The 22,100-nt window shown below is 61.0% G+C and carries 17 protein-coding genes; 11 read left to right on the top strand and 6 right to left on the bottom strand.

All coding sequences use genetic code 11. The features are described from left to right. Window positions 1-48 precede the first annotated feature (48 nt). From ACN1C3_RS08035 to ACN1C3_RS08010, 6 genes are all read left to right on the top strand, one after another. Window positions 49-3,498, top strand: coding sequence for an adenylate/guanylate cyclase domain-containing protein (locus tag ACN1C3_RS08035; RefSeq protein WP_419115279.1), 3,450 nt, complete (start codon window positions 49-51; stop codon window positions 3,496-3,498). 7 nt (window positions 3,499-3,505) lie between these two features. After that, entirely contained in the window at window positions 3,506-4,528 is a 1,023-nt protein-coding gene (locus tag ACN1C3_RS08030; RefSeq protein WP_419115278.1) for a patatin-like phospholipase family protein, read from the top strand. A 63-nt stretch (window positions 4,529-4,591) separates the two neighbouring features. Further along, entirely contained in the window at window positions 4,592-4,813 is a 222-nt protein-coding gene (locus ACN1C3_RS08025; RefSeq protein ID WP_419115277.1) for a nitroreductase family protein, read from the top strand. Between the two features lie 307 nt (window positions 4,814-5,120). Beyond that, window positions 5,121-5,633: a formaldehyde-activating enzyme gene (gene fae, locus ACN1C3_RS08020; RefSeq protein ID WP_054615233.1), complete on the top strand. Its 513-nt coding sequence runs from the start codon at window positions 5,121-5,123 to the stop codon at window positions 5,631-5,633. A gap of 10 nt (window positions 5,634-5,643) precedes the next feature. Next, window positions 5,644-6,678, top strand: a complete 1,035-nt coding sequence (locus ACN1C3_RS08015) for an aldo/keto reductase (RefSeq protein ID WP_419115276.1) — start codon at window positions 5,644-5,646, stop codon at window positions 6,676-6,678. Further along, on the top strand, window positions 6,675-8,108 hold the full coding sequence (locus tag ACN1C3_RS08010) for an NAD-dependent succinate-semialdehyde dehydrogenase (protein WP_419115275.1): 1,434 nt from the start codon (window positions 6,675-6,677) through the stop codon (window positions 8,106-8,108). Before ACN1C3_RS08015 ends, ACN1C3_RS08010 begins: the two co-directional genes overlap by 4 nt. A gap of 62 nt (window positions 8,109-8,170) precedes the next feature. Here the strand turns inward: ACN1C3_RS08010 and ACN1C3_RS08005 are convergent, their stop codons facing one another. From ACN1C3_RS08005 to ACN1C3_RS07980, 6 genes are all read right to left on the bottom strand, one after another. Next, window positions 8,171-9,046 carry a LysR substrate-binding domain-containing protein gene (locus ACN1C3_RS08005; protein WP_419115274.1) on the bottom strand — a complete coding sequence of 292 codons (876 nt, stop codon included), beginning with the start codon at window positions 9,044-9,046 and terminating at the stop codon, window positions 8,171-8,173. A gap of 225 nt (window positions 9,047-9,271) precedes the next feature. Continuing rightward, window positions 9,272-10,453, bottom strand: a complete 1,182-nt coding sequence (locus ACN1C3_RS08000; RefSeq protein WP_419115273.1) for a hypothetical protein — start codon at window positions 10,451-10,453, stop codon at window positions 9,272-9,274. Between the two features lie 86 nt (window positions 10,454-10,539). Next, window positions 10,540-12,189, bottom strand: a complete 1,650-nt coding sequence (locus tag ACN1C3_RS07995) for a dipeptide ABC transporter ATP-binding protein (RefSeq protein WP_419115550.1) — start codon at window positions 12,187-12,189, stop codon at window positions 10,540-10,542. Between the two features lie 11 nt (window positions 12,190-12,200). Further along, window positions 12,201-13,037, bottom strand: a complete 837-nt coding sequence (locus ACN1C3_RS07990; protein ID WP_419115272.1) for an ABC transporter permease — start codon at window positions 13,035-13,037, stop codon at window positions 12,201-12,203. Further along, window positions 13,034-13,987 carry an ABC transporter permease gene (locus ACN1C3_RS07985; protein WP_419115271.1) on the bottom strand — a complete coding sequence of 318 codons (954 nt, stop codon included), beginning with the start codon at window positions 13,985-13,987 and terminating at the stop codon, window positions 13,034-13,036. The genes ACN1C3_RS07990 and ACN1C3_RS07985 overlap by 4 nt, the downstream gene beginning before the upstream one ends. A 73-nt stretch (window positions 13,988-14,060) precedes the next feature. Then, window positions 14,061-15,704, bottom strand: coding sequence for an ABC transporter substrate-binding protein (locus ACN1C3_RS07980; protein ID WP_419115270.1), 1,644 nt, complete (start codon window positions 15,702-15,704; stop codon window positions 14,061-14,063). A 379-nt stretch (window positions 15,705-16,083) separates the two neighbouring features. Between ACN1C3_RS07980 and ACN1C3_RS07975 the strand changes: the two genes are divergently transcribed. The 5 genes from ACN1C3_RS07975 to ACN1C3_RS07955 all read left to right on the top strand — a co-directional run. Beyond that, window positions 16,084-17,016: a LysR substrate-binding domain-containing protein gene (locus tag ACN1C3_RS07975; RefSeq protein WP_419115269.1), complete on the top strand. Its 933-nt coding sequence runs from the start codon at window positions 16,084-16,086 to the stop codon at window positions 17,014-17,016. 232 nt (window positions 17,017-17,248) lie between these two features. Further along, window positions 17,249-18,673, top strand: a complete 1,425-nt coding sequence (gene aldA, locus ACN1C3_RS07970; RefSeq protein ID WP_419115268.1) for an aldehyde dehydrogenase — start codon at window positions 17,249-17,251, stop codon at window positions 18,671-18,673. Between the two features lie 193 nt (window positions 18,674-18,866). Continuing rightward, window positions 18,867-20,189: an MFS transporter gene (locus tag ACN1C3_RS07965; RefSeq protein ID WP_419115267.1), complete on the top strand. Its 1,323-nt coding sequence runs from the start codon at window positions 18,867-18,869 to the stop codon at window positions 20,187-20,189. Between the two features lie 27 nt (window positions 20,190-20,216). Next, window positions 20,217-21,434: a mandelate racemase/muconate lactonizing enzyme family protein gene (locus ACN1C3_RS07960; RefSeq protein WP_046046632.1), complete on the top strand. Its 1,218-nt coding sequence runs from the start codon at window positions 20,217-20,219 to the stop codon at window positions 21,432-21,434. A gap of 149 nt (window positions 21,435-21,583) precedes the next feature. Continuing rightward, the coding region (locus ACN1C3_RS07955; protein ID WP_419115549.1) for a GMC family oxidoreductase at window positions 21,584-22,100 on the top strand (517 nt) is incomplete at its 3' end.

Raw genomic sequence — 22,100 nt, 5'->3', positions numbered from 1 at the left:
CCGGCGCCTAATGTTAAGAAGCAGGCACCAGGCAAAGGAGGAGGTCGTATGCGCTGCGCAAACTGCGAATTCGAGAATCCCTCCGGGGCCAGCTTCTGTGAAGCGTGCGGCACCAGGCTGTCTTGCAGCTGTCCGCGCTGTGGCCACGAGGCGGGCCTTGGCGCCAAATTCTGTAGTGAATGCGGCGCACCGCTAACCGATGCGCCTGCTGCGCCATCACCGCGCCCCCAGCCTGTTTCAGAGGCTTCTCCAGCGCCCATTCATTACACGCCCCATTACCTTGCCGAACGCATCCGCGCTGAACAGGCGGCCATGGAAGCCCGGGGCGAGACCGCCGGCGAACGCAAGACCATCACGGCGCTGTTTGCCGACATGGCTGGTTCCATGGCGCTGATCCACGACCTCGATCCGGAAGAGGCCCAGCGCCTGATCGAGCCCGTCATTGCGCTGATGATGGAAGCCGTCCACTACTACGAAGGCTATGTGGCCAAGACGCTGGGCGATGGCATCCTTGCGCTATTCGGCGCACCCATCGCCCATGAAGACCACCCGCAGCGGGCGCTGTATGCGGCTCTGCGCATGCAGGAGGCGATACACCGACATGGCGACCGTATTCGTCTGGAGAAAGGCATTCCGCTGCAAATCCGCGTTGGCATCCACACCGGAGAGGTCGTCGTGCGTTCGATCCGCACGGACAATTTGCACACCGATTACGATCCGGTCGGGCACACGATCCACATTGCGTCCCGGATGGAGGGAATCGCCGCGCCATCGTCGATCCTGGTGAGCGAGTCCACCCACAAGTTGGCGGAGGGCTATTTCGAGTTCAGGACTCTGGGGGCCACCCAGGTCAAAGGTATCCCCGAACCGCTCGTCGTGTACGAGGTGCAGGGTATCGGCGCGCTGCGCACGCGCCTGCAACTGGCGGCACATCGCGGACTGGCCAGGTTCGTCGGCCGCCAGGTCGAGCTGGACCACCTGCATCAGGCGCTCGATCAGGCCAAAGGGGGCCTCGGGCAGGTTGTCGCGGTGGTAGGCGAGGCCGGGGTCGGGAAGTCGCGGCTGTTCCATGAGTTCAAGGAACGCTCGCGGCGCGGCTGTCTGGTGCTGGAGACGTTCTCGGTGTCGCACGGCAAGGCCTTTGCTTATTTTCCGCTCATCGAGCTTCTGAAAAACTATTTTCAGATCACTGCCCTGGACGACGAGCGGCGGTGCCGGGAAAAGGTCATGGGCAAGACCCTGACGCTTGAGCGCAGCTTCGAGGATCTCGTGCCCTACCTGCTTTATCTGCTGGGTATTGGCGAACGCAGTTCGGCGCTCGCGGAAATGGATCCGCAGATCCGGCGCGATCGCATCTTCGACGCGATTACGCAACTCCTGGCGCGCGAGAGTCGCGATCAGCCGATCGAACTGCTGTTCGAGGACCTGCAATGGCTGGACCGCGAGACCGAAGCATTCCTCGCGTGCCTCATCGACCGCGTGGCGAGTGCTCCGATCCTGCTCCTCGTGAACTACCGGCCCGAGTATCAACCTGTGTGGACGCACGCGGGCCATTGCAGCCAGCTGCGGCTCGAACCGCTGGGCCCGGCCGAAGCCCAGGGAATGCTCGCGGCCCTGCTTGGGGACGATCTGACCCTCGTCCCCCTCAAACAGCTCATCCTGGAGAAGACGGAGGGCAACCCTTTCTTCATGGAGGAAGTAGTGCAAACGCTGGTCGAGGAGAAATCGCTGCTCGGCGAACCCGGCCGTTACCGGATCGAGCAAACTCCGGCTGCGCTGCACATTCCCACCACTGTGCAGGGTGTGCTCGCCGCCCGTATCGACCGGCTCCCCGTTGCGCAGAAGGAATTGCTGCAGACGCTCGCCGTCATCGGCAAGGAGTTTGTGTTCAGTCTGATCCAGCGCATCTATGATGGACGGGGCGCTCGGATGGACGACGATTTGCGCGATCTGCTGGCCCGATTGGAGGCCGCGGAGTTCATTTACCAGCGGCCCGCCTTTCCGGAGGTGGAGTATTCGTTCAAGCATGCGCTGACCCAGGAGGTCGCAGGCTACTCGCTACTCACGGAGCGGCGTAGCGCACTGCACGAACGCACGGCGCAGGCCATTGAGGCACTGTTCCCCACCCGCATCGCGGATTACTGCAGCGAACTGGCGCACCACTACAGACTGAGCGGGAATGTCCCGAAGGCCGTGGAATACCTGCAGCGTACCGGGCAACAGGCCCTCCAGCATAGTGCCCATCTCGATGCGGTGCGGCACCTCGGCGCGGCGCTGGAATTGCTCGAGCATCTGCCCGACACGCCCGCGCGTGCTCATCAGGAACTGACGTTGCTGCTCTGCCTGGGGCCGGCCTTGATGGCCGTGCGAGGCTATGGTGTGCCCGAGGTGGCGGCCACCTACACCCGTGCACTGGCGCTATGCGCGCAAGTAGGCGACGACTCGCTTTTCCCTGCGCTGCTGGGGCTGCGGACGCACTACCAGTTGCGTGCGCAATACTCAACTGCATGCGAACTGGGTGAACGATTGCTCAGTGTTGCGCAAACTGCGCAGAATCCGGACTTGCTCGTGGGAGCCCATGCGGCACTCGGGGCGACATTGCTTTTACAGGGGGATCTGCGCAATGCCCTTGAACACCAGGAGCGGGTGCGTGTCCTCTACAATCCGGACCGTCATAGCACACATGCCATTACGTACGGCATAGACCCGGGCTACGCCCTGACACACTCGGCCTGGTCCCTTTGGTTATTGGGTTTCCCCGATCAGGCAAGCACGCGCAGCCGGGATGCCCTTGCTCTGGCCAATAAGATTTGCGACCCGTTCAGCCTGGCCTTCACCCTGTCTGGTACCTCGATACTGGGACAGTTTCGGCACGACGTACAACTTGCCGAAGAGTGTGCTGATGCCGCCATCAAGCTTTCACTCGAACAAGGGTTTCCGTTTTATTTGGCGTGGGGGACTATTCTCCAGGGTTGGGCTCGCGCCGAGCAGGGAAACCTGGACGAGGGTATCGCTCAGATCACCCAGGGTATCGCCACTTACCAGGCAGCCGGAGCAGAGCTTGGATGCTCTTATTTTCTGGCCCTGCTGGCCGCAGCTCACGGGCGCGCCGGGCAACCGCAGGCAGGATTGGATGTCGTGACCGACGCGCTGGCTATGGTGGACAGAACAGGCGAGCACTTTTACGAAGCAGAACTGTACAGGCTCAAGGGAACTCTTATCCTCCAATGTCCGGGCGAAGACAGACAGGATTCTGCCGTGCAGCAGCAAGCGCAAGCATGCTTTCACCAGGCGATCTCGATCGCTCGACAGCAAGGGGCAAAGTCACTCGAGTTACGAGCCACAGTGAGCCTTGCTCAGCTATGGGCAACACGAGACAGGGAGGCGGCCAGGCAGATGCTGGCCGACATCTATAGTTTCTTCACCGAAGGCTTCGACAGCGTTGATTTGCTACAAGCCAAGGCGCTGCTCGATGCCTGGGCACCAAGCGGGGAGTGAACGATCGATGACGCATGAGCGTAAGTCAGTCGCGCTGGCTTTGCAGGGCGGCGGGATGCACGGTGCGTTCACTTGGGGGGTGCTCGATCGGTTGCTCGAGGACGGCAGGCTTGCCATTGAAGGGGTGAGTGCAACCAGTGCCGGCGCGATGAATGCCGTCGTGCTGGCCTACGGCATGCTGCAAGGTGGCGAGACCGGCGCGCGCCAGGCGCTGCACGATTTCTGGTACGCCGTGGCGCAGTCCGCCGAGCGTCATAACCCATTGCGCTGGATGCCATGGCTGAAAGGGACGCACAGCTTCGGGCTGGACCATTCGCCCGTGTATGCGTTCGCGGACATGGCGCTTCGTATCTTCTCGCCTTACCAGTTCAATCGCCACAACTTGAATCCGCTGCGGGAGGTGCTGGAGAGTCATATCGATTTCGCCGCCTTGCGAAAGCAATGCCCGCTCCACCTCTATCTGTGCGCAACCAATGTCGAGACGGGGAAGATACGCATCTTCTCGGGCGAGGACGTCAGCGCCGAAGCGGTGCTTGCTTCGGCCTGTGTGCCGACATTGTTCCAGGCGATCACGATCGACGGCCAGCACTACTGGGATGGCGGCTATATGGGAAACCCGGCCATTTTCCCGTTGATCTACCACTGCAATACGCGCGATGTGGTGATCGTCCACATCAACCCGCTCGTCCGCACGGGCGTGCCCATTACAGCTGCCGATATCCTTAATCGCATCAATGAAATCAGCTTCAACTCGTCGCTGATGCGTGAGATGCGCACCATCGCCTTTGTCACCGACCTCATCCAGCAAGGCAAGGTCGATCGCGACGAGATGAAGGAGATGATGATCCACTCCATTCGGTCCGACGAAGCGATGTGCGCCCTCAGCGTGTCCAGCAAGTACAACGCGGGCTGGGACTTCCTTTGCGGACTGCGCGACAACGGACGACGCGAGGCCGAGGCGTGGCTCACGCAGAACTACCGGAATATTGGCGAACGGTCGAGTATCGACATCCGAAAGGAATTTCTTTGAGTGCGAGCAGAAGGCAGCAGAGCGTCTGCTACTGTCAGCACAAACTCGCATGGATGAACGTTGATGGATACCGCGGCTCAACAAGCCGACGGTCTAAGGGGCGCACGCTACGTTGATTTCGAAGCTGGAGCAGCCGCTCAAAATATGTATTTGGCGGTCACCGCAGCGGGTCTGGGCGGTGTAGTCGTGATGGGTTTTGATGACATTAAGATGAAGGAAGCCTTGCGTCTTGAACGGCCCTTTTTTCCGGTCGCCCTTTTCTGCGTAGGGCATCCTCTCAAATAGAGCTGTGGCGCTCGACATTGAACACGTCTTCGAAGGCGTGGCAGCGGTCTACCAGGCGGGGCTGGGTATGACCAGAACTCATGCCCCCATGACTTTTAATGGTTACAGCCCCCCGAACCCCCAGTGTTAAAAAATCGCAAACACAGCTCATCAACAACAAAGAGCGTTTGCAATCATGACTAAGCCCCACTGCCGTGTCCTCGCCAGCCCTGTGCTGCGCTCTTCGAACCCCGATATTTGCCCCGCGATCTTCACGATCCGCGTGCACTTCTGATCACCCAAAAAAATCCAAAAAGAGCAATGACCCATGAAAGAACTCGACCTGTACATCGGTGAAGGTTTCGAAGGCCCTGGCGTGAACGCCGCGCACATCAACATTCTGATTGGCCCGCGCAACGGTCCGGCAGGGCAGGCGTTTGCCAACAGCCTGGCATCGCCGAGCCAGGGGCATTGCCCGTTCATGGTGATCGCCCAGCCGAACATCCCGGTCAAGCCGATGACCCTTTATGTCAACAAAGCCGCGATCAGCAGCGACCTGCATGGCAACGCCACTTGGGGCGCATCCCAGGCCGGGATCGCCAAGGCTGTACTTGAAGCGCTGCTGGACGGCACCTTGCCACCGGAAGCCGAAGACGAGTGGGCCATCGTCACGGCCAACTGGGTCAACCCGGCCTGCGATGACCTCGATGCGGTCTACCTGAACAACTACAACGCCTGCCGCACAGCGATCCGCGCCGCCCTGACCGGCAAGCCGGAAACCGCGCAACTGGCGGATGTGGTCGATCACATCAGCAACCCTTTCTACACGCCAAAAGCCTGAGGTCCGCGCCATGCAATACATTCGTTTGGGCAACTCCGGCCTGCAAGTCTCCCGCCTGTGCCTGGGCACCATGAATATGGGCACTCCGGACTGGAAACCGTGGATTTTCAATGAAAAGCAAAGCGAGCCGATCGTCGCCCACGCTTTGGACAACGGGGTGAATTTCATCGACCTGGCGGACTTCTATTCCGCAGGCACAGGCGAGGAAGTGGTGGGGCGTATCGTCCAGCGCCTGGCCCGTCGTGAAGACCTGGTGATCACCACCAAAGTCGGCTACGGCACCCGCAACGGCATCAATGCCAGCGGCCATTCGCGCAAGCACATCATGGACAGCATCGATGCCTCGTTGAAGCGTCTGAACATGGATTACGTTGATGTGTTCATGCTGCATTACTTCGACGTGAACACCCCGGTTGAAGAAACCATGAGCGCGATGAACGACATCGTGCGTTCCGGCAAGGCCCGTTACATTGGCGTGTCGACCATGCTCACCGGGCAACTGGCGAAGATCCTCATGGCTTGCGAACGCAATGGTTGGGTCAAGCCGATCAACATGCAGCTGCAACTGAACTGCGCCTACCGCGAAGAAGAGCGCGAGATGATCCCGTTCTGCCGCGATCAGGGCCTTGGCGTCTCGGTGTTCAGTCCGCTGGCCCGTGGGTTGCTAACCGGCGACGTGCAATCGACCCGCAACCAGACCGACTTTTTCACCCAACAGATGTACAGCGACGAAGCCTCGTTCGAAATCGCTCATTCGGTGCAACGGGTGGCCCGTGCCCGTGGTGTATCGAACGCGCAGATCGCCCAGGCCTGGGTCGCCAACCATCCGGGCGTCGATTGCATGCTGGTGGGCGCTGACACCACCGCGCAGTTCGACAGTGCCCTGGCGGCACTGGAGACCAGGCTTGATGCCGAAGAACTGCATGAACTGGAACGCAACTACACCCCGTGCGACGTGATCAACGATTACACCGCCGGTAAACGCATCCTGCGCTCGGCCCGGGCGGGTCTGGAACGCTTCAATCTGACCGAGGATGTGGCATGAGCGCGCTGATCCGTAACGGCAATTTCATCGATGGCCAATGGTCCAGCGGTGGTGCGACTTATCCGGTGCTCAACCCGGCCAACGGCGAACTGATCGCCGAAGTGCAAAAGGCCGGTGCCGAAGAAACCAACCTCGCCATCGCGGCCGCCAACCGTGCCTTGCCGGCCTGGCGCAAGTTGACCGCCAAGGAACGCAGCCAGCGCCTCAAGCGCTGGAGCGAGCTGATGCTGAGCAACCAGAAGGACCTGGCCACCTTACTCAGCCGTGAACAGGGCAAACCGTTGTCCGAAGCCTTGGGCGAAGTGGTCTACGCCGCAAGCTTTCTGGAGTGGTTCGCCGAAGAGGCCAAGCGCGCTTACGGCGACGTGATCCCGAGCCACAAGGTTGACGCGCGAATCATCGTGGTCAAGGAAGCCATAGGCGTCGTCGCGGCGATTACCCCGTGGAACTTCCCGTTGGCGATGGTCACCCGCAAGGTCGGCCCGGCGCTGGCGGCGGGTTGCACGATGATCCTCAAACCGTCGGAAGAAACCCCGCTGTCGGCCTTTGCCCTGGCGGTGCTGGCGGAACAGGCGGGCATTCCGGCGGGCGTGTTCAACATCGTTTCCGGTGACGCGGTGGCGATTGGCGGGGCGCTGCAAGCTTCCAGCATCGTGCGCAAGTTGTCGTTCACCGGTTCCACCCGCACCGGCAAACTGCTGATGCGCCAGGCCGCCGAGACTTTGAAAAAGGTCTCGCTGGAACTGGGCGGCAACGCACCGTTCATTGTCTTCGACGACGCCGATCTGGACGCCGCCGTCAAAGGCGCCATGGCCTCGAAATTCCGCAACACCGGGCAGACCTGCGTTTGCGTGAACCGCTTTTTCATTCAGGACGGCGTGTACGAAGCCTTCACCGGCAAACTCGCTGAAGCGGTCGCGGCGATGCGCGTCGGCAGTGCGCTGGACGGTGAAACCGAGCAAGGTCCGCTGATCAACGCGGCGGCGTTGGCCAAGGTCGAACTGCACGTGGGCGATGCGTTGGAGAAGGGCGCCAAACTGTTGTGCGGCGGTCGTCGTCATGCGCTCGGCGGCACGTTCTTTGAGCCGACCATCCTCACCGACGCCAACAGCGAGATGCTGATCGCCCAGGACGAAACCTTCGGCCCGGTGGCCGCGTGCTTCCGCTTCAAGGACGAAGCCGAGGTGCTGCAACGGGCCAACGACACGCCGTACGGGTTGTCGGCCTACTTCTACAGCCGCGACATTGGTCGCGTGTGGCGCATGGCCGAAGGCCTGGAAGCCGGTATGGTCGGGATCAACGAAGGGATCATTTCCACGGAAGTCGCACCGTTCGGTGGCATCAAGGAATCGGGCCTCGGTCGCGAAGGTTCGAAGTACGGTCTGGACGACTACCTGGAAATCAAATACCTGTTGATGGGCGGGCTCTAACACCCACCCATTAACCAATGTGGGAGCGAGCAAGCCCGCTCCCACACTTGAATGTCGTTGTTCTATGGGTTGCTGACCAACCCCAGCCACTCGGTAAACAACCGCACTTTCGACAACCCCTGTTTGTCATTCGCCACATCCAGCCAATAGCCATACGGCCCCACCACTTCCACCGGGGTGATCGGCAGCAGGCTGCCATTGGCCAGTTCCTTCTCGATCATCTGCCGGTCAATCACCGCCAACCCGCCACCGGCCAGAGCCGTGTGAATCACCTGATCCAGCGTGCTGAATTCCAGCCCTTGCGCGGCATCGATATCGTCACGCCCCATCGCCGCCAACCAATTCTCCCAAACCTTCAAGCGCTTGCCGTCGTGCAGGATGTGCAGCAGTGGAAACTGCCGCAAGTCCGGCGGCTGGCCGTTGACGAACAACTCCGGATTGGCCACCGCCATGTGCCGTTCCATCACCAGCAACTGGCTGCTGCAATGGTGAGCGGCTTCGAGGCCGAAGCGGATGTGGCAGTCGATTTCCGCGAGGTTGTCGTGGCCGCTCTGGTGGGTCACGCTCAGGCTGATGTCTGGGTAGCGTTGGCAGAAGGCACGCAAGTGCGCCGACAACCAGCGCGTGGCCCAGGTCGGTGGTGCGACGATGCGCAGGCGCTGGCGCAGGTTGGGCACGCGCACCGCTTGCAGGGCGCGCTCGATGTGGTCGAAGGCGTCGCTCAAGTGTGGGGAGAGGGCGATGCCGGTTTCGGTCAGCGACAGGCCCTGAGGCGTGCGAATGAACAGGGCTACACCGAGATAGTCTTCGAGTTGCTTGATCTGACGGCTGACCGCGCCTTGGGTAACGTTCAGACCCAGCGCCGCCTGGCTGAAACTGCGATGCCGCGCGACTTCTTCAAAGACGCGCAGCATGTTGAGCGAGGGCAGTTGACGCATGAAAGGATGACTCCGGAACTGCCTTCGACGCATTAACGCACGGGCAGGTTTATTGTTTTTGGTGAATGTTCTGTAGGGCGTATCTGACTCTTCAGTGATGGGCTGATGCAAGTGGTGTTTGGGCTGACGTCATCGCGGGCAAGCCCGCTCCCACAGGTTATGCGCTAAACCTGTGGGAGCGAGCTTGCTCGCGAAGGGGCCCTTAAAGGCGCCAAAAATCCCGGATCAGAAGTAATACCCAATGTTCATGTACAGCTGATTCTCCCACTGGTTACTACCGCCAGCCCCCAAACTCTGGGTGTAGCTGCTCCCACCGATGTACGGATCATTCTTGCCATACAACCATTCCGTCGCGATCCACAATTTGCTGACGGAAAACGAGGTGCCGAAGATCATCCGTTGCGAGGTCTTGAAGTCGTCGGCGGATTTGTCGAAGGCGCTGTAGTTGGCGTACAGCTTCACCCCGCTGATTTGATCAAACAGGTACTTGCCTCCGACGTCGTAGCTCACGTCCGCCACGTACAGGTTGCCGCGACTGGCGACGTTGAAGGTGCCGTCGTAACCGCCGAGGGTCACCAGTTCATCGGTGCCGGGGTTGCGCGGCGACATCTGCTGCCGCGCCGCTTGCAGTTGCACGCCCCATGGGCCGTTTTTGCCGATGTAGTGCACGGCCACGGCGTTACGACGGCCGTCGTTGTTGGTGTCCTTGTTCTCCAGGGTCGAGGTCAGGCCGGAGATCCCGACTTCGGATTTCCACGGTCCCAGGTCCAGGGCCTTGGCCACCCGCAGCACCACCGTGTTGCGTTCCTGGTTGTTGCTGCCGTCGGCGACGTAACTGTCTGCTTCGGACACTACGCTGGAGTAGGTGTCACCCTTGCTGGTGCCTTTGCCTTGCCAGGCCGGGCGCAAGTAGTAGCCGGCCTGGATGTTCCAGTCGCCGCTTTGCTGGATGTACTTGGCGCCGATTTCTTCCAGGTCTTCCAGGCCCACGACGTTGCCGAGGGTTTCGTAGAAGGTGCTGCCGAAGTACGGCTGCAAACCGAACGGCACCTGGTTCAGGCCAACCTGGACCTGCTGGTCGGGGTTGAACTTGTAGCCGATCCACGCCGATTCGGCGAACTGGACGTCACCGACATTCTTGGTGTACTGGTAAGGATAGGCCCGCCCATAGAAGCGGTACTTGGCTGCGCCAATCCAGGTGTCGGAGTTGTACTTGGCGGTAAGGAACGCGGTGTCGAAGTTGAACTTCTGGATGTCGCGATCCGGGTCATAGTCCCAACGTGCGCGAACGGCGCCGCCGAGGTCGAGGTTGTCGGTCACTTGAATCGCCATGGCCGGCGCCGCGAAGGCGCCAAGCACAGGAATTAGGGCAATGGAACGGATAGCACGAGGGGTGGATGTGCGCACAGTGATACTCCCGATTTTTTGATTATTGTTGGCAACAGCAGCCCGGGCCGCAGCGAACGCTGCGGCATGGGGAAAGGGTTATTGACTCAGTTGGCTTGAGGTCGGGTCAGCCTCAGCGGTGGCTCCGCGACGGGCACCACCGGTATCGCCGAAGCGCCGGGTGCCGCCGCCAGCAAGGTCTGGGTGTAGGTGTTTTGCGGGCGCAAGAGCACCTGTTCCGCCGTGCCGTATTCCACCACTTCGCCCTGACGCATCACCGCGATGTAGTCGCTGATCTGCGCCGCCACTCGCAGGTCGTGGGTGATGAACAAAATGCTCAGGTTCAGTCGCTGTTGCAGCTCGGCGAGCAGCTCCAGCACCTGTTTTTGCACCGAGACATCCAGCGCCGAGACGCTTTCGTCAGCGATCAACACTTGCGGGTGCATCGCCAGGGCCCGGGCGATGCCGATGCGCTGGCGCTGGCCGCCGGAGAACTGCCGTGGCTTGCGCTTGAGGGCGTCACGTTTGAGCCCGACCTGTTCCAGCAAGTCGCCGGCCTCGGTCCACGCATCCTTGGCCGATAATCCACGCAGTTGCGCAGCGCGGGCGATGATGTCGCCGACCCGATGCCGCGGGTTGAGCGAGCCGTAAGGGTCCTGAAAAATCATCTGGATCCGCCGCCGATTGGCCGCCAGGGCCGAGCCGCGCAACGCGAGGAAATCCGTGTCACCGACCCAGACGTGGCCGCTGTCACTTTCCACCAGCCGAATCGCTGCTTTGACCAGCGTGCTCTTGCCCGAGCCGGATTCGCCGACAATCGCCAGGGTCTTGCCCCGTGGCAGTTGCAGCGAAACATCCTTGAGCGCCGGCACCAAACGGCCGCCGACATTGTAGGTTTTGGTCAGATGCTCGATGCGCAACGCCAACTCACCCTCGGCGCACGGTGCGTGCAACTCGGGGTGCAACGCCGGTACGGCCGCGATCAACTTGCGGGTGTACGGGTGCTTCGGTGCATTCAGCACTTGATCGCGCTCACCGATTTCCACCAGCACGCCACCTTCCATCACAGCGATGCGGTCGGCAATTTCCGCCACCACGCCGAAGTCGTGGGTGATGAACAGAATCCCGTGCTGGCCGCGACCACGCAGGTCGCGCACCAGTTTCAGTACCTGGGCCTGAGTGGTCACGTCCAGTGCCGTGGTTGGTTCGTCGGCGATCAGCAAATCCGGGTTCATCGCCAGCGCCATGGCAATCACCACCCGTTGGCATTGGCCACCGGAGAGTTGATGGGGAAAGCTGTTGGCGATCCGTGGCGGGTCGGGCAATTGGGTGGAGTCGAGCAGGGCGAGCATGCGTTCGCGGCGCTCGGCGGCGGGCATGGTCGGCGCGTGAATGTCGAAGATCTCCTCGACCTGCTGACCGATGCGAATCGCCGGGTTCAGCGCCGCCATAGGCTCCTGGAAAATCATCGCGATGCGGTTGCCGCGCAAGCGGCGCAGGGAGTGTTCGTCCATGCGGCAGATGTCGTCGCCGAGAAAGTCGATCACGCCTTCGCTGTGCCGCAGGCCCTTGGCGTAGTCGCCCATGATCGCCGCCGAAAGCACCGATTTGCCGGAGCCGGATTCGCCGATCACACAAAGAATTTCACCTTTGCGTACGTCGAGGCTGATGCCCTTTACGGCGTGGCTACGGTCAGCGCCGGCGGGCAGTTCGATGGAGAGGTTCTCCACGCGTAGCACCTGTTGCAAATTCTGCATTTGACTCATGCTCAACTCCTTGTGCCTTTCTGGGCGTGTTCGTCCAGACCGTCCGCCAGCAGGCTCAGGCCCAGCATCAGGGTGGAGATGGCAATGCACGGGAAGATCACCAGGTGCGGGAAAGCGATGGCCATGCTGCGGCCTTCGTTGATCATGCCGCCCCAGTCCGGGGTCGGTGGTGGCAGGCCGAGGCCGAGGAAACCGAGGGCGCCGATCATGATTGCGGTGTAGCCGATGCGCAGGCAGAAATCGACGATCAGCGGGCCGCCGCAGTTGGGGAGGATTTCCACCAGCATGATTCGCAGCGAACCTTCGCCCTGGGTGATCGCGCTGAGCACGTAGTCCCGGGAGCGGATGTCGATGGTCAGTGCGCGCATGATCCGGAAGATTGCCGGGGCGCTGGTGAAGGTCACCGCAATCAGGATGTTCAGCGCCGAGGCGCCGAGGGCGATGATGATCACGATGTACAACACCAGCACCGGGAACGACAGCACGGTGTCGGCGACATACGACAGCAACCCATCGACCCAGCCATTGAAGTAACCGGCACACAGGCCCATGGCGATGCCCACGGCGAACGCGGTCAGCGTCGCCAGGATCGACCAGAACAACACGGTGCGCGTGCCCCAGATCAGCCGCGAAAGAATGTCCCGGCCAATCATGTCAGTGCCCAGCAGGAAGCTCATGCCGTTGCCATCCGGGGTCATCGGCGTCAGCAGCGGGGTGAAGCTTTCCAGTGGATCGTGGGGCGCCAGCCACGGCGCGAACAGCGCCATCAGCACCCAGCCGCCGACCAGCAGCAAACCAAGCAACGCCAAGGGATGTTTGAACGAGTTGAGGAAGTTCATTGGCCACCTCCGCCAAGACTGCGCAAGGTGATGCGCGGGTTGAGCCAGGTGTAGGCCAGGTCCGAGAAGATTTTGGTCGCGCCGACCACGATGCCGCTGATCATCGCGCAGGCTTCGATCAAGTAGACGTCATGGTTCAGCGACGCGGTGTAGAGCAGCGAACCGAAGCCTTTGTAGGCGAAGAACACCTCGACCACGATCACGTTCGACAGCAACCACGGGATGTACAACATGATCACCGTGATCGGTGCGATCAGCACGTTGCGTAGCGCATGGCGCAGCACGATGCGTGAAGTCGACGCGCCTTTGAGGCGGGCGGTGCGGATGTACGGCGCCTGCATCACTTCGACCATCGAGGCGCGAGTGATCCGCGCCAGATAACCGATGCCGAACAGGCACAGCACCATCAATGGCAGCGCCAGTTCCACAGCGTTGAAGCCGTCGCTCATGCTGCTTACGCCCGGCAGCCAGTTGAGCCAAAAGACGAAGATCGCCGAGACAAACACCGCGCTGGCGAAGTCCGGAATTGAAGTGGTGACGATCGAAAGAAACGACACCAGCCGATCCACCGCCGAACCCTGGCGAATGCCCGCCAGAATCCCGAGCGTCAGCGCCACCGGTACCATCACCAGCAAGGCCAGTCCAGCAAGGATTAGCGTTTGCCCGAGATTCGGTAGCAGCAGGTCAATCACAGGCTCACGGAAGTGCACCGAAGTACCCCAGTCGCCGTGGACAAAATCCTTCAGCCACACCAGGTAGCGCCAGACAAAGGGTTGGTTGTAACCGTGTTCCACTAGCCACGCGGCGCGTTGGTCGGCAGCGGAGTAGGGGCCGAGGACGTTGATTGCGACGTCCTCGATGTTCAGTTCCAGGGCCAGGAACACGATCACTGACACCGACAGCAGGGTTGCCGCCAGCGCCAATAACTTGCGCAATAGAAATTCAGCCATGCTCGCACGCTCCGGCTAATCAAGGGATGGCGCCCGCCGCACCGCAGTGGACGAGCGCGTTCGGGCGCTTGAATCAGGCGCTCAACCAGACTTCATCCATTGGGTAGAAGTCCGACGGGTGAACCTGGAAGCCCTGGACCTTCTTGCTGGCAGCGGTGAACTTGTCGCCCCAGAACGGCTGCACCATGACGCAGGCGTCTTGCAGGATTTGCTCGACGCTTTGCATGGCCACGGCCCGTTGTTTCGGGTCGATGATGCCCATGGCTTTATCCAGCGCGGCGTCGAAGGCCGGGTCGCTGTAGTGGCTTTCGTTCCAGGCCGCGCCGCTGCGGTAGGCCAGTTCCAGGGACATCACGCCCAATGGGCGGTGAGCCCAGTAGGTGAGGCTGAACGCGGCTTTGTCCCAGATCGGCCAGTACTGGGTGGCCGGAATAACCTTGAGGTTGATGCGGATGCCGGCCTCGGCGCAGTTCTGTTGCAGGATCTGCGCGCAATCCTGTTCGTAACGGCCCTGGGTGTTGCCGACGATCAGGTCGATGTCGATGCCGTTCGGATGCCCGGCTTCGGCGAGAAGCTTTTTCGCGCCAGCCACATCACGGGCACGTTTGGGCAGCGGGAAGTATTCCGGGTGGGACGGGGCGACGTGGTGGTCTTCACCCAAGGTGCCCATGCCTCGATAGGCGATCTTGAGCATTTGCGCGTTGTCGGCGCAGAGCACCACGGCTTTGCGAATCCGCAGGTCATCGAACGGCTTCTGGTCGCAGGCCATGCGCATAACGACGGCTTGCGCCGATTTGCAGGTCAGCAATTGCGCGCCCGGCAAGCGTTTGGCCAGGTCGAGTTCGGCCACGGTCACGCGGTACAGCACGTCCACTTGCCCGGCCTGCAACGCCGCGAGGTGGGTGGAGATGTCGGTGCCCATGTCGACGTAACGCAACTCGTCGAGGTTGGCCGGTTTGCGCCAGTAGTCGGCACGCTTGGCGAAGGTTGCCTGCTTGTTCACGGCAAAAGAGACAAGCTTGAATGGACCGGTGCCCAGCGGATTTTTCGCCCAGTCGTCACCGGCCTTGAAGCTGCGGTGGACGATGGCGCAGGTGAAGGCGTTGAGCATTTCCGGGATCGCCAGCATCGGCCGCTTGAGCACCAGGCGGAACTGGAAGTCGCCAAGTTTTTCGAAGGCGCTGATGTCCTGGAACGCGGTGCGGTTGACCGACTTGGAGTCGGCGGCAATCCAGCGTTCGATGTTGTGCTGCACGTCCTCGACGTTGAAGGTGTCGCCGTTGCTCCACTTCACGTCCTGGCGCAGGTTGAAGGTCCAGGTCTTCAGGTCGTCCGACGGGCTCCAGCTTTCGGCCAGGTACGGGTGAGTGATGTTGTCGGCGTCGACCCAAGTCAGGTATTCCAGCGAGTTGCGCAGCAGGTTCGAGGCTTCGATCCAGGTGATCAGCATCGGGTCCTGGATTTCCTGGATGGCGCAGGCAAACCGCAGGCTGCCACCCTGGCGCGGCGGCACGGAATCGGCGGCGTGGGCCGAATTACCGAGCAGGGCGGAACCGAGGAAGGTGCTGGCGCTGGCGGCGGTGATGCCCAGCAGCGCGGCGGTGCGCAGGAATTGTCGGCGGTTGATCTCGCCACTTTTGACTTGAGTGCACAGGTCGTTTACCGCTGGATGCGGCAGAGCGCCGTCCAGAGTTGTTAGCTCGTCGAGATGGGGCATGGGGCAGCTCTCATGTTGTTTTTATTTGAGATGGCCGCAGTTTTGTCGTCGGCGCAAAGATCGACAAACGATAAATTCAACGCGCAAACGTTCGATAAAGGCATGTTACTGAGCGCAGGGAAGGTGGGGGCTTGAGCTAGACAGCCCGCCATCGGCCAATGAGATCAAAGGTGGGAGCGGGCTTGCTCGCGAAACGGTGGGTCATTCGACAAAAATGTCACCTGACATACCGCTTTCGCGAGCAAGCCCGCTCCCACCCAAAGCCGCTCATCATCAGATTGAAATCGTCCTGCACAACACAAAAATGCATGTTACTCAGGAAATTTCCCACAAGCCGTGGGATGCTTGGCACTCGTCAGCCCTTGCGCGAGTCACCTTCATGAAACGCAAAATGCCCGCGCTCAATGCGCTCAAAGCCTTCGAAGTGGCCGGCAGCACCGGCAGCTTTACCCGGGCGGCGGAGTTGCTCAATGTCACCCAGAGTGCGGTCAGCCGGCAGGTGCGTCAGCTGGAGGAACAACTGGGCGAGAACCTGCTGGAGCGCCGGCATCATCACCTTGAACTGACCAGCGCCGGCCGCGTTTTGCTGCGGGCGCTGCATCAATCCTTCGACAAGATCGAGCTGACGGTGCGCAGCATCCAGCAGAAATCTCACGCCAATCGGCTGCACATCAACGCGCCGCCGACCTTCACCAGCCGCTGGTTGATGCCACGCCTGGGACGCCTGCGGGAGAAGCACCCGGAACTGGAGTTGAGCATCACCACCCGCCTGCAGGACAGCCTGGCGGAAACCAGCACCCTGGACTGCGCGATCCGTTTTGGCGATGGCGAATGGGACGGGCTGGACAGCTCGCTGCTGATCCAGGAACGGCACATCGCGGTGTGCGCGCCGTCGCTGTATGCGCGGGAATGGAGCGAGGGCGGCATCGATCTCAATCGCCTGACCTTGCTGCACGTGCTGGCCCGGGAAGACCAGCGCTACCTGACCTGGAAACACTGGCTGGACGCGGCGAAAATCAGCGGTGTCGACACCCAGGGCGGTTATGAATTCGACCTGCTGGACCTGGCCATCCGCGCGGCCACCGATGGTTTGGGCATCACCATCGCCGACTGGCACATGGTCGCCCCGGAGCTGGCCAGCGGGCAGTTGACCCAGGTGCTGAACGTGCACGTGGAAGGGCATCAATCCTACTGGCTGGTGACCCGGCCGGAGCAGACGTTGATGCCGCAATTGCAGGTGTTCAGCCAGTGGTTGCAGGAGGAAATCTGGTTGGCGCAGCGCCAGCTCGAACCCTCCACCGCCGCCAGCTAAACCCGCATAACCCTTGTGGGAGCGAGCTTGCTCGCGATGGCGATGTATCAGTCGCATTAGTGTTGCCTGACACTCCGTCATCGCGAGCAAGCTCGCTCCCACAGGGGATTTGATTCGTTCAAGGGGTAACCTGCCTTTTTCGAATGTTCCCCCGCTCAATAAATCGTTTGTTCAACCCGTGCAGGATGCCAAGACTGCGGGAACTGGATAAAAACAACGATGGGCGATTCACATGCGACTCGAGCGAAACTTTGTAAACGGTCACTTCATTGAGCCTGCCAGCGATGCGCTGATTGCAGTCTACAACCCGGCGACCGAAGCCTTGGTCGGTCAGGTCTCGGCGGCTACTACCGCTGAAGCCACGGCCGCCGTAGACGCCGCAGCCGCCGCGCAGAAGGTCTGGGGCAAACTCACCAGCATCGAACGCGCCGAACACCTGCGGGCTTTCGCCGAAGCCCTTGAGGCCTGCGCCGAAAACATCGGTGCCGCCCTGGCCGCCGAGTCCGGCAAGAGCGTTGTCGACGCCAGCAACGAAGCCCGTTACGCCGCGCAGATCACCCGTTACCACGCCGAGTGGGCGCGTCGTATCGAAGGCGAGATCATTCCCAGCGACACCCCGAACGAAAACCTGTTCCTGCACCGCGAGCCGATTGGCGTGGTCGCGTGCCTGATTCCGTTCAACTACCCGGTCTATACGCTGCTGCGCAAAATCGCCCCGGCGCTGATTGCCGGCAACACCGTGGTGGTGCGCCCGAGCAACAATACTCCGACGTCGGCGTTTGAAATCGCCAAGGCTGTGCAGCAATCCGGCTTGCCGGCCGGCGTGGTGAACATCCTGACCATGGACCACGCCACCGCCGCCAGCGTCTGCACCCACAAGGCTGTCGGTTTGATCACCCTGACCGGCAGCGTCAACGCCGGGCGCATCGTGCTCGATTACTGCAAGGCCAACATTGCCAAGCCATCGCTGGAACTGGGCGGTAAAACCCCGGCGATCATCGAAGCCGACGCTGATCTGGAAGCCGCCGCGACCGCGATCATTGCCTCCAAAACCACTCACTGTGGCCAGCTGTGCACGGCGGTCGAGCGGGTGTATGTGCAGGAAAGCGTCTACGACCAGTTCCTCGCACTGCTCAAAGCCAAGATCAGCGCGGTGAAGTTCGGCGACCGTGCCACCGACGCCAGCCTGATGGGCCCGTTGGTCAACGCCAGTTCGCAGCAGAACATCCACGCCATGGTCGAGCGCGCCATCGCCGACGGTGCTGTACTGGAAACAGGCGGTGTGCTGCCCGAAGGCAAAGGTCATTTCTACCCGCCGACCCTGCTCAGCGGCTGCCGTCAGGACATGGAAATCATCCAGGAAGAAATCTTCGGCCCGGTGCTGCCAGTGCTCAAGTACCGCACCATCGACGAAGCGCTCGCCATGGCCAACGATCACCAGTTCGGCCTGTCGTCGGTGCTGTACACCGAGAACTACCGCACCACCATGAAAGTGGCCAACGCCATCGAGGCTGGCGAGTTGTACGTCAATCGCACCCCGGCCGACCCGTACCAGGGCTTCCATGCCGGGTGGAAACGTTCCGGTCTGGGCGGCGATGACGGCAAGCACGGCATGCTCGAATTTACCCAGACGCGGCTTGTAATCATGAAGTACTGATTCATACGGAACACCCCTCCCGCTTATGTGGGAGCGGGCTTGCTCGCGAAGACGGTGTGTCAGTCGACACATCAATGGCCTGACACACCGCTTTCGCGAGCAAGCCCGCTCTCACATTTGCCTGAGTACACCTGATTTATATAAAAACAATTATTGGGGCACCCGGACCACCGGGCTGCCCGAGGTCACTCAGATGTCCAAGCCTGCAACCACTGTTGCCGCTGTTCAGGGTTCGAACGCGGGTTCAAAAAGCCACAGTGACAAGGGAAGTCGCTATTTCCAACTGATGCTGCTGGTGCTGGCCGCCGGTGCGATCTACCCGATCCTGTACCTGCGTCAGGTCTACCAGACCACCATGCTCGAGGTGTTTCAGATCAACCACAGCGAGCTGGGTTATCTGTACTCGATGCTTGGGACGATTTTCCTGCTCAGCTACTTGCCAAGCGGTTGGCTGGCGGACCGGATTGCGCCACGTTTTCTGATTTTCTTTTCGCTGGTGGCCACCGGAGCCCTGGGGCTTTGGTACTCCACGGCGCCGTCGATGACCGGTTTGATGATCATCTTTGGTTGCTGGGGTCTGACCACCGGCCTGACGTTCTGGGCCTCGGTGCTCAAGCGGGTGAAGATGATTGCCCATCACACGGAACAGGGCCGGTTTTTCGGCGTCCTCGACGGCGGTCGCGGCCTGGTGGAAGCCTTGCTGGCAACCGTCGCGCTGGGGCTGTTTGCTTTCGCCACCGAAACCCGTGGCGAGTCAGCGGCCGAAGGCTTCAAGCACGTGGTCTACCTGTATGCCTTCACCTGTATCGCCATCGGCTGTGTGCTGGTATTGATCAAAGACCCGAAGTCGATGGACGACACGGCGGCGGTGGAGAAGGGCAAGTACAACCTGCTCAGCGACCTGACCACCTTGGTGAAAATCCCTGAGCTGTGGCTGGTGACCGCCATTGTGTTCTGCGGTTATCACATCTTCTGGGCCACCTACAGCTTCTCCGATTACTTGCAGGGCGGCGGCATGACTGCGGTCATGGCCGGCACCATCACCACCATCAAGTTGTGGATGCGCCCGATTGGCGGGATCGGCGGTGGTTGGCTCGGTGACAAGTTCTCGAACATCTCGGTGCTGATCGTGGCGCTGTTCCTCGCGACATTGGCGATGGTCGGCCTGATCGTGTTCCCGGCACTCAACAGCCTGGGGTTGCTGATCGGCACGGTGATCTTCATCGGTTTGATGACCTACGCCATTCGCGGTTTGTACTGGGCGATCCTCGACACCTGCAACATTCCGCTGCGCATCACCGGGCTGGCCATCGGCATTGTCTCGGTGGTCGGTTACCTGCCGGACGCCTTTATTCCCTTGATCAACGGCTACCTCACCGAGCATTTCCCCGGTGCCTTTGGTTACAAGCTGTATTTCGGCTACATCGCCTTCGTCGGCCTGCTCGGGACCCTCGCGGCCCTGGCCTTGCGCGCTCGTATCAACCGTCAATCTTTGATCAAGACTTCTTTGAATTAACTTCTTTGAATTAAACAGGTGCCTGAGATGAAAATCGTCGCCCTTGAAACCCATATCGTTGCCGTACCGCCACCGCACATCGGCGGCATGTACTGGCTGTTCGTCAAGCTCAAGACCGATTGCGGTATTGAAGGTGTGGGCGAGATCTACGCCGCGACCTTCGGCCCCAAAGCCATGCTGCCGATCATCGAAGACGTGTTCGAACGCTACCTGCTCAACCATGACCCGCACCACATCGAGCGCTTTTTCCGTCAGGCCTATTCGAGCGGTTTCACCCAGCGTCCGGACCTGACCATGATGGGTGTAGTCAGCGGCCTGGAGATGGCCTGCTGGGACATCATTGGCAAAGCGGCGAACAAACCGGTGTACGAATTGTTGGGCGGCAAGGTCAACGAACGCCTGCGTTCCTACACCTACCTGTATCCAGTCAACAGCAAGGGCGAATACGACTACGACGACCCGGACCTGGCCGCCGAATGCGCCATCGAGAACATGAACAAAGGCTTCACGGCCGTGAAGTTCGACCCGGCGGGACCGTACACCGCGTACTCCGGTCACCAGATCTCGCTGGAAGTGCTGGAACGCTGCGAAACCTTCTGCCGCAAGATCCGCGAAGCGGTGGGTGACAAGTGCGACCTGCTGTTTGGCACTCACGGGCAGATGGTGCCGTCCTCGGCGATCCGCCTGGCCAAGCGGCTGGAGAAGTACGACCCGCTGTGGTTCGAAGAACCGGTGCCGCCGGGTCAGGAAGAGGCCATGGCGCAAGTCGCGGCCAAGACCAGCATCCCGATTGCCACCGGCGAGCGGCTGACCACCAAGTACGAATTCTTCAAGCTGTTGCAGGCCGGCGGTGCGTCGATCCTGCAGATGAACGTCGCGCGCTGCGGTGGGCTGCTGGAAGCCAAGAAAATCGCGAGCATGGCCGAGGCCTACTACGCGCAGATCGCCCCGCACCTCTACAACGGACCGATTGGCGCGGCGGCGAGCTTTCAGTTGGCGACCTGCACGCCGAACTTCCTGATCCAGGAAAGCATCATGACCTGGGGCGGTTTCCACGCCGAAGTGCTGACCAAACCGCTGCAATGGGAGGACGGCTACATCATCCCGTCCACCGAGCCGGGCCTTGGGGTGGAGCTGAACATGGACGTGGTGCGCAAGCATTCGCCGTACACCGGTGAGCGCTTGCACCTGCAAATGGCGCCGACCCCGGCAGACGTCAAAGACACATCGCCGGCCAGAGGCTGACGAAACTGGCGCAGTTCCCCTTGTGGGAGCGGGCTTGCTCGCGAAGGCGGCCTGACAGTCGACAACGATAGTGACTGACCCACCGCTTTCGCGAGCAAGCCCGCTCCCACAGGGTTCGCGCCTGACGGTTTATTTGGACAATGACTTACATGACATACGACTACATCATCGCTGGCGCAGGCGCCGCAGGCTGCATCCTCGCCAACCGGCTCTCGGCCTCGGGGAAATACACGGTTTTGCTGCTGGAGGCGGGCGGCAAGGACAGTTCGCTGTGGTTCAAGATCCCGGTCGGCTTCGCCAAAATGTATTACAACCCGACCTTCAACTGGATGTACTACAGCCAGCCGCAAAAGCAGCTGAACAACCGGGAAATCTATGCCCCGCGCGGCAAAGTGCAGGGCGGCTCGGGTTCGATCAACGCGATGGTCTACGTCCGTGGACAAGCCCATGATTTCGATGATTGGGCGGCCAACGGCAATGACGGCTGGGGTTTCAAGGACGTGCTGCCGTACTTCCGCAAACTGGAGAACCATCCGCTAGGCGACAGCGAATACCACGGCGGCAGCGGCCCGATCAGCATCACGCCGATGAAGGGCCAGACCCATCCGATCTGCGATGTGTTCCTCAAGGGCTGCGACGAACTCGGCTACCCGCACAGTGATGACT

It is taken from the genome of Pseudomonas sp. H11T01, from assembly GCF_048515765.1.
In the GTDB taxonomy this organism is placed as follows: domain Bacteria; phylum Pseudomonadota; class Gammaproteobacteria; order Pseudomonadales; family Pseudomonadaceae; genus Aquipseudomonas.
Note: the sequence above shows the minus strand (reverse complement) of the source record. Positions and strands in the feature narration are given on the sequence as shown.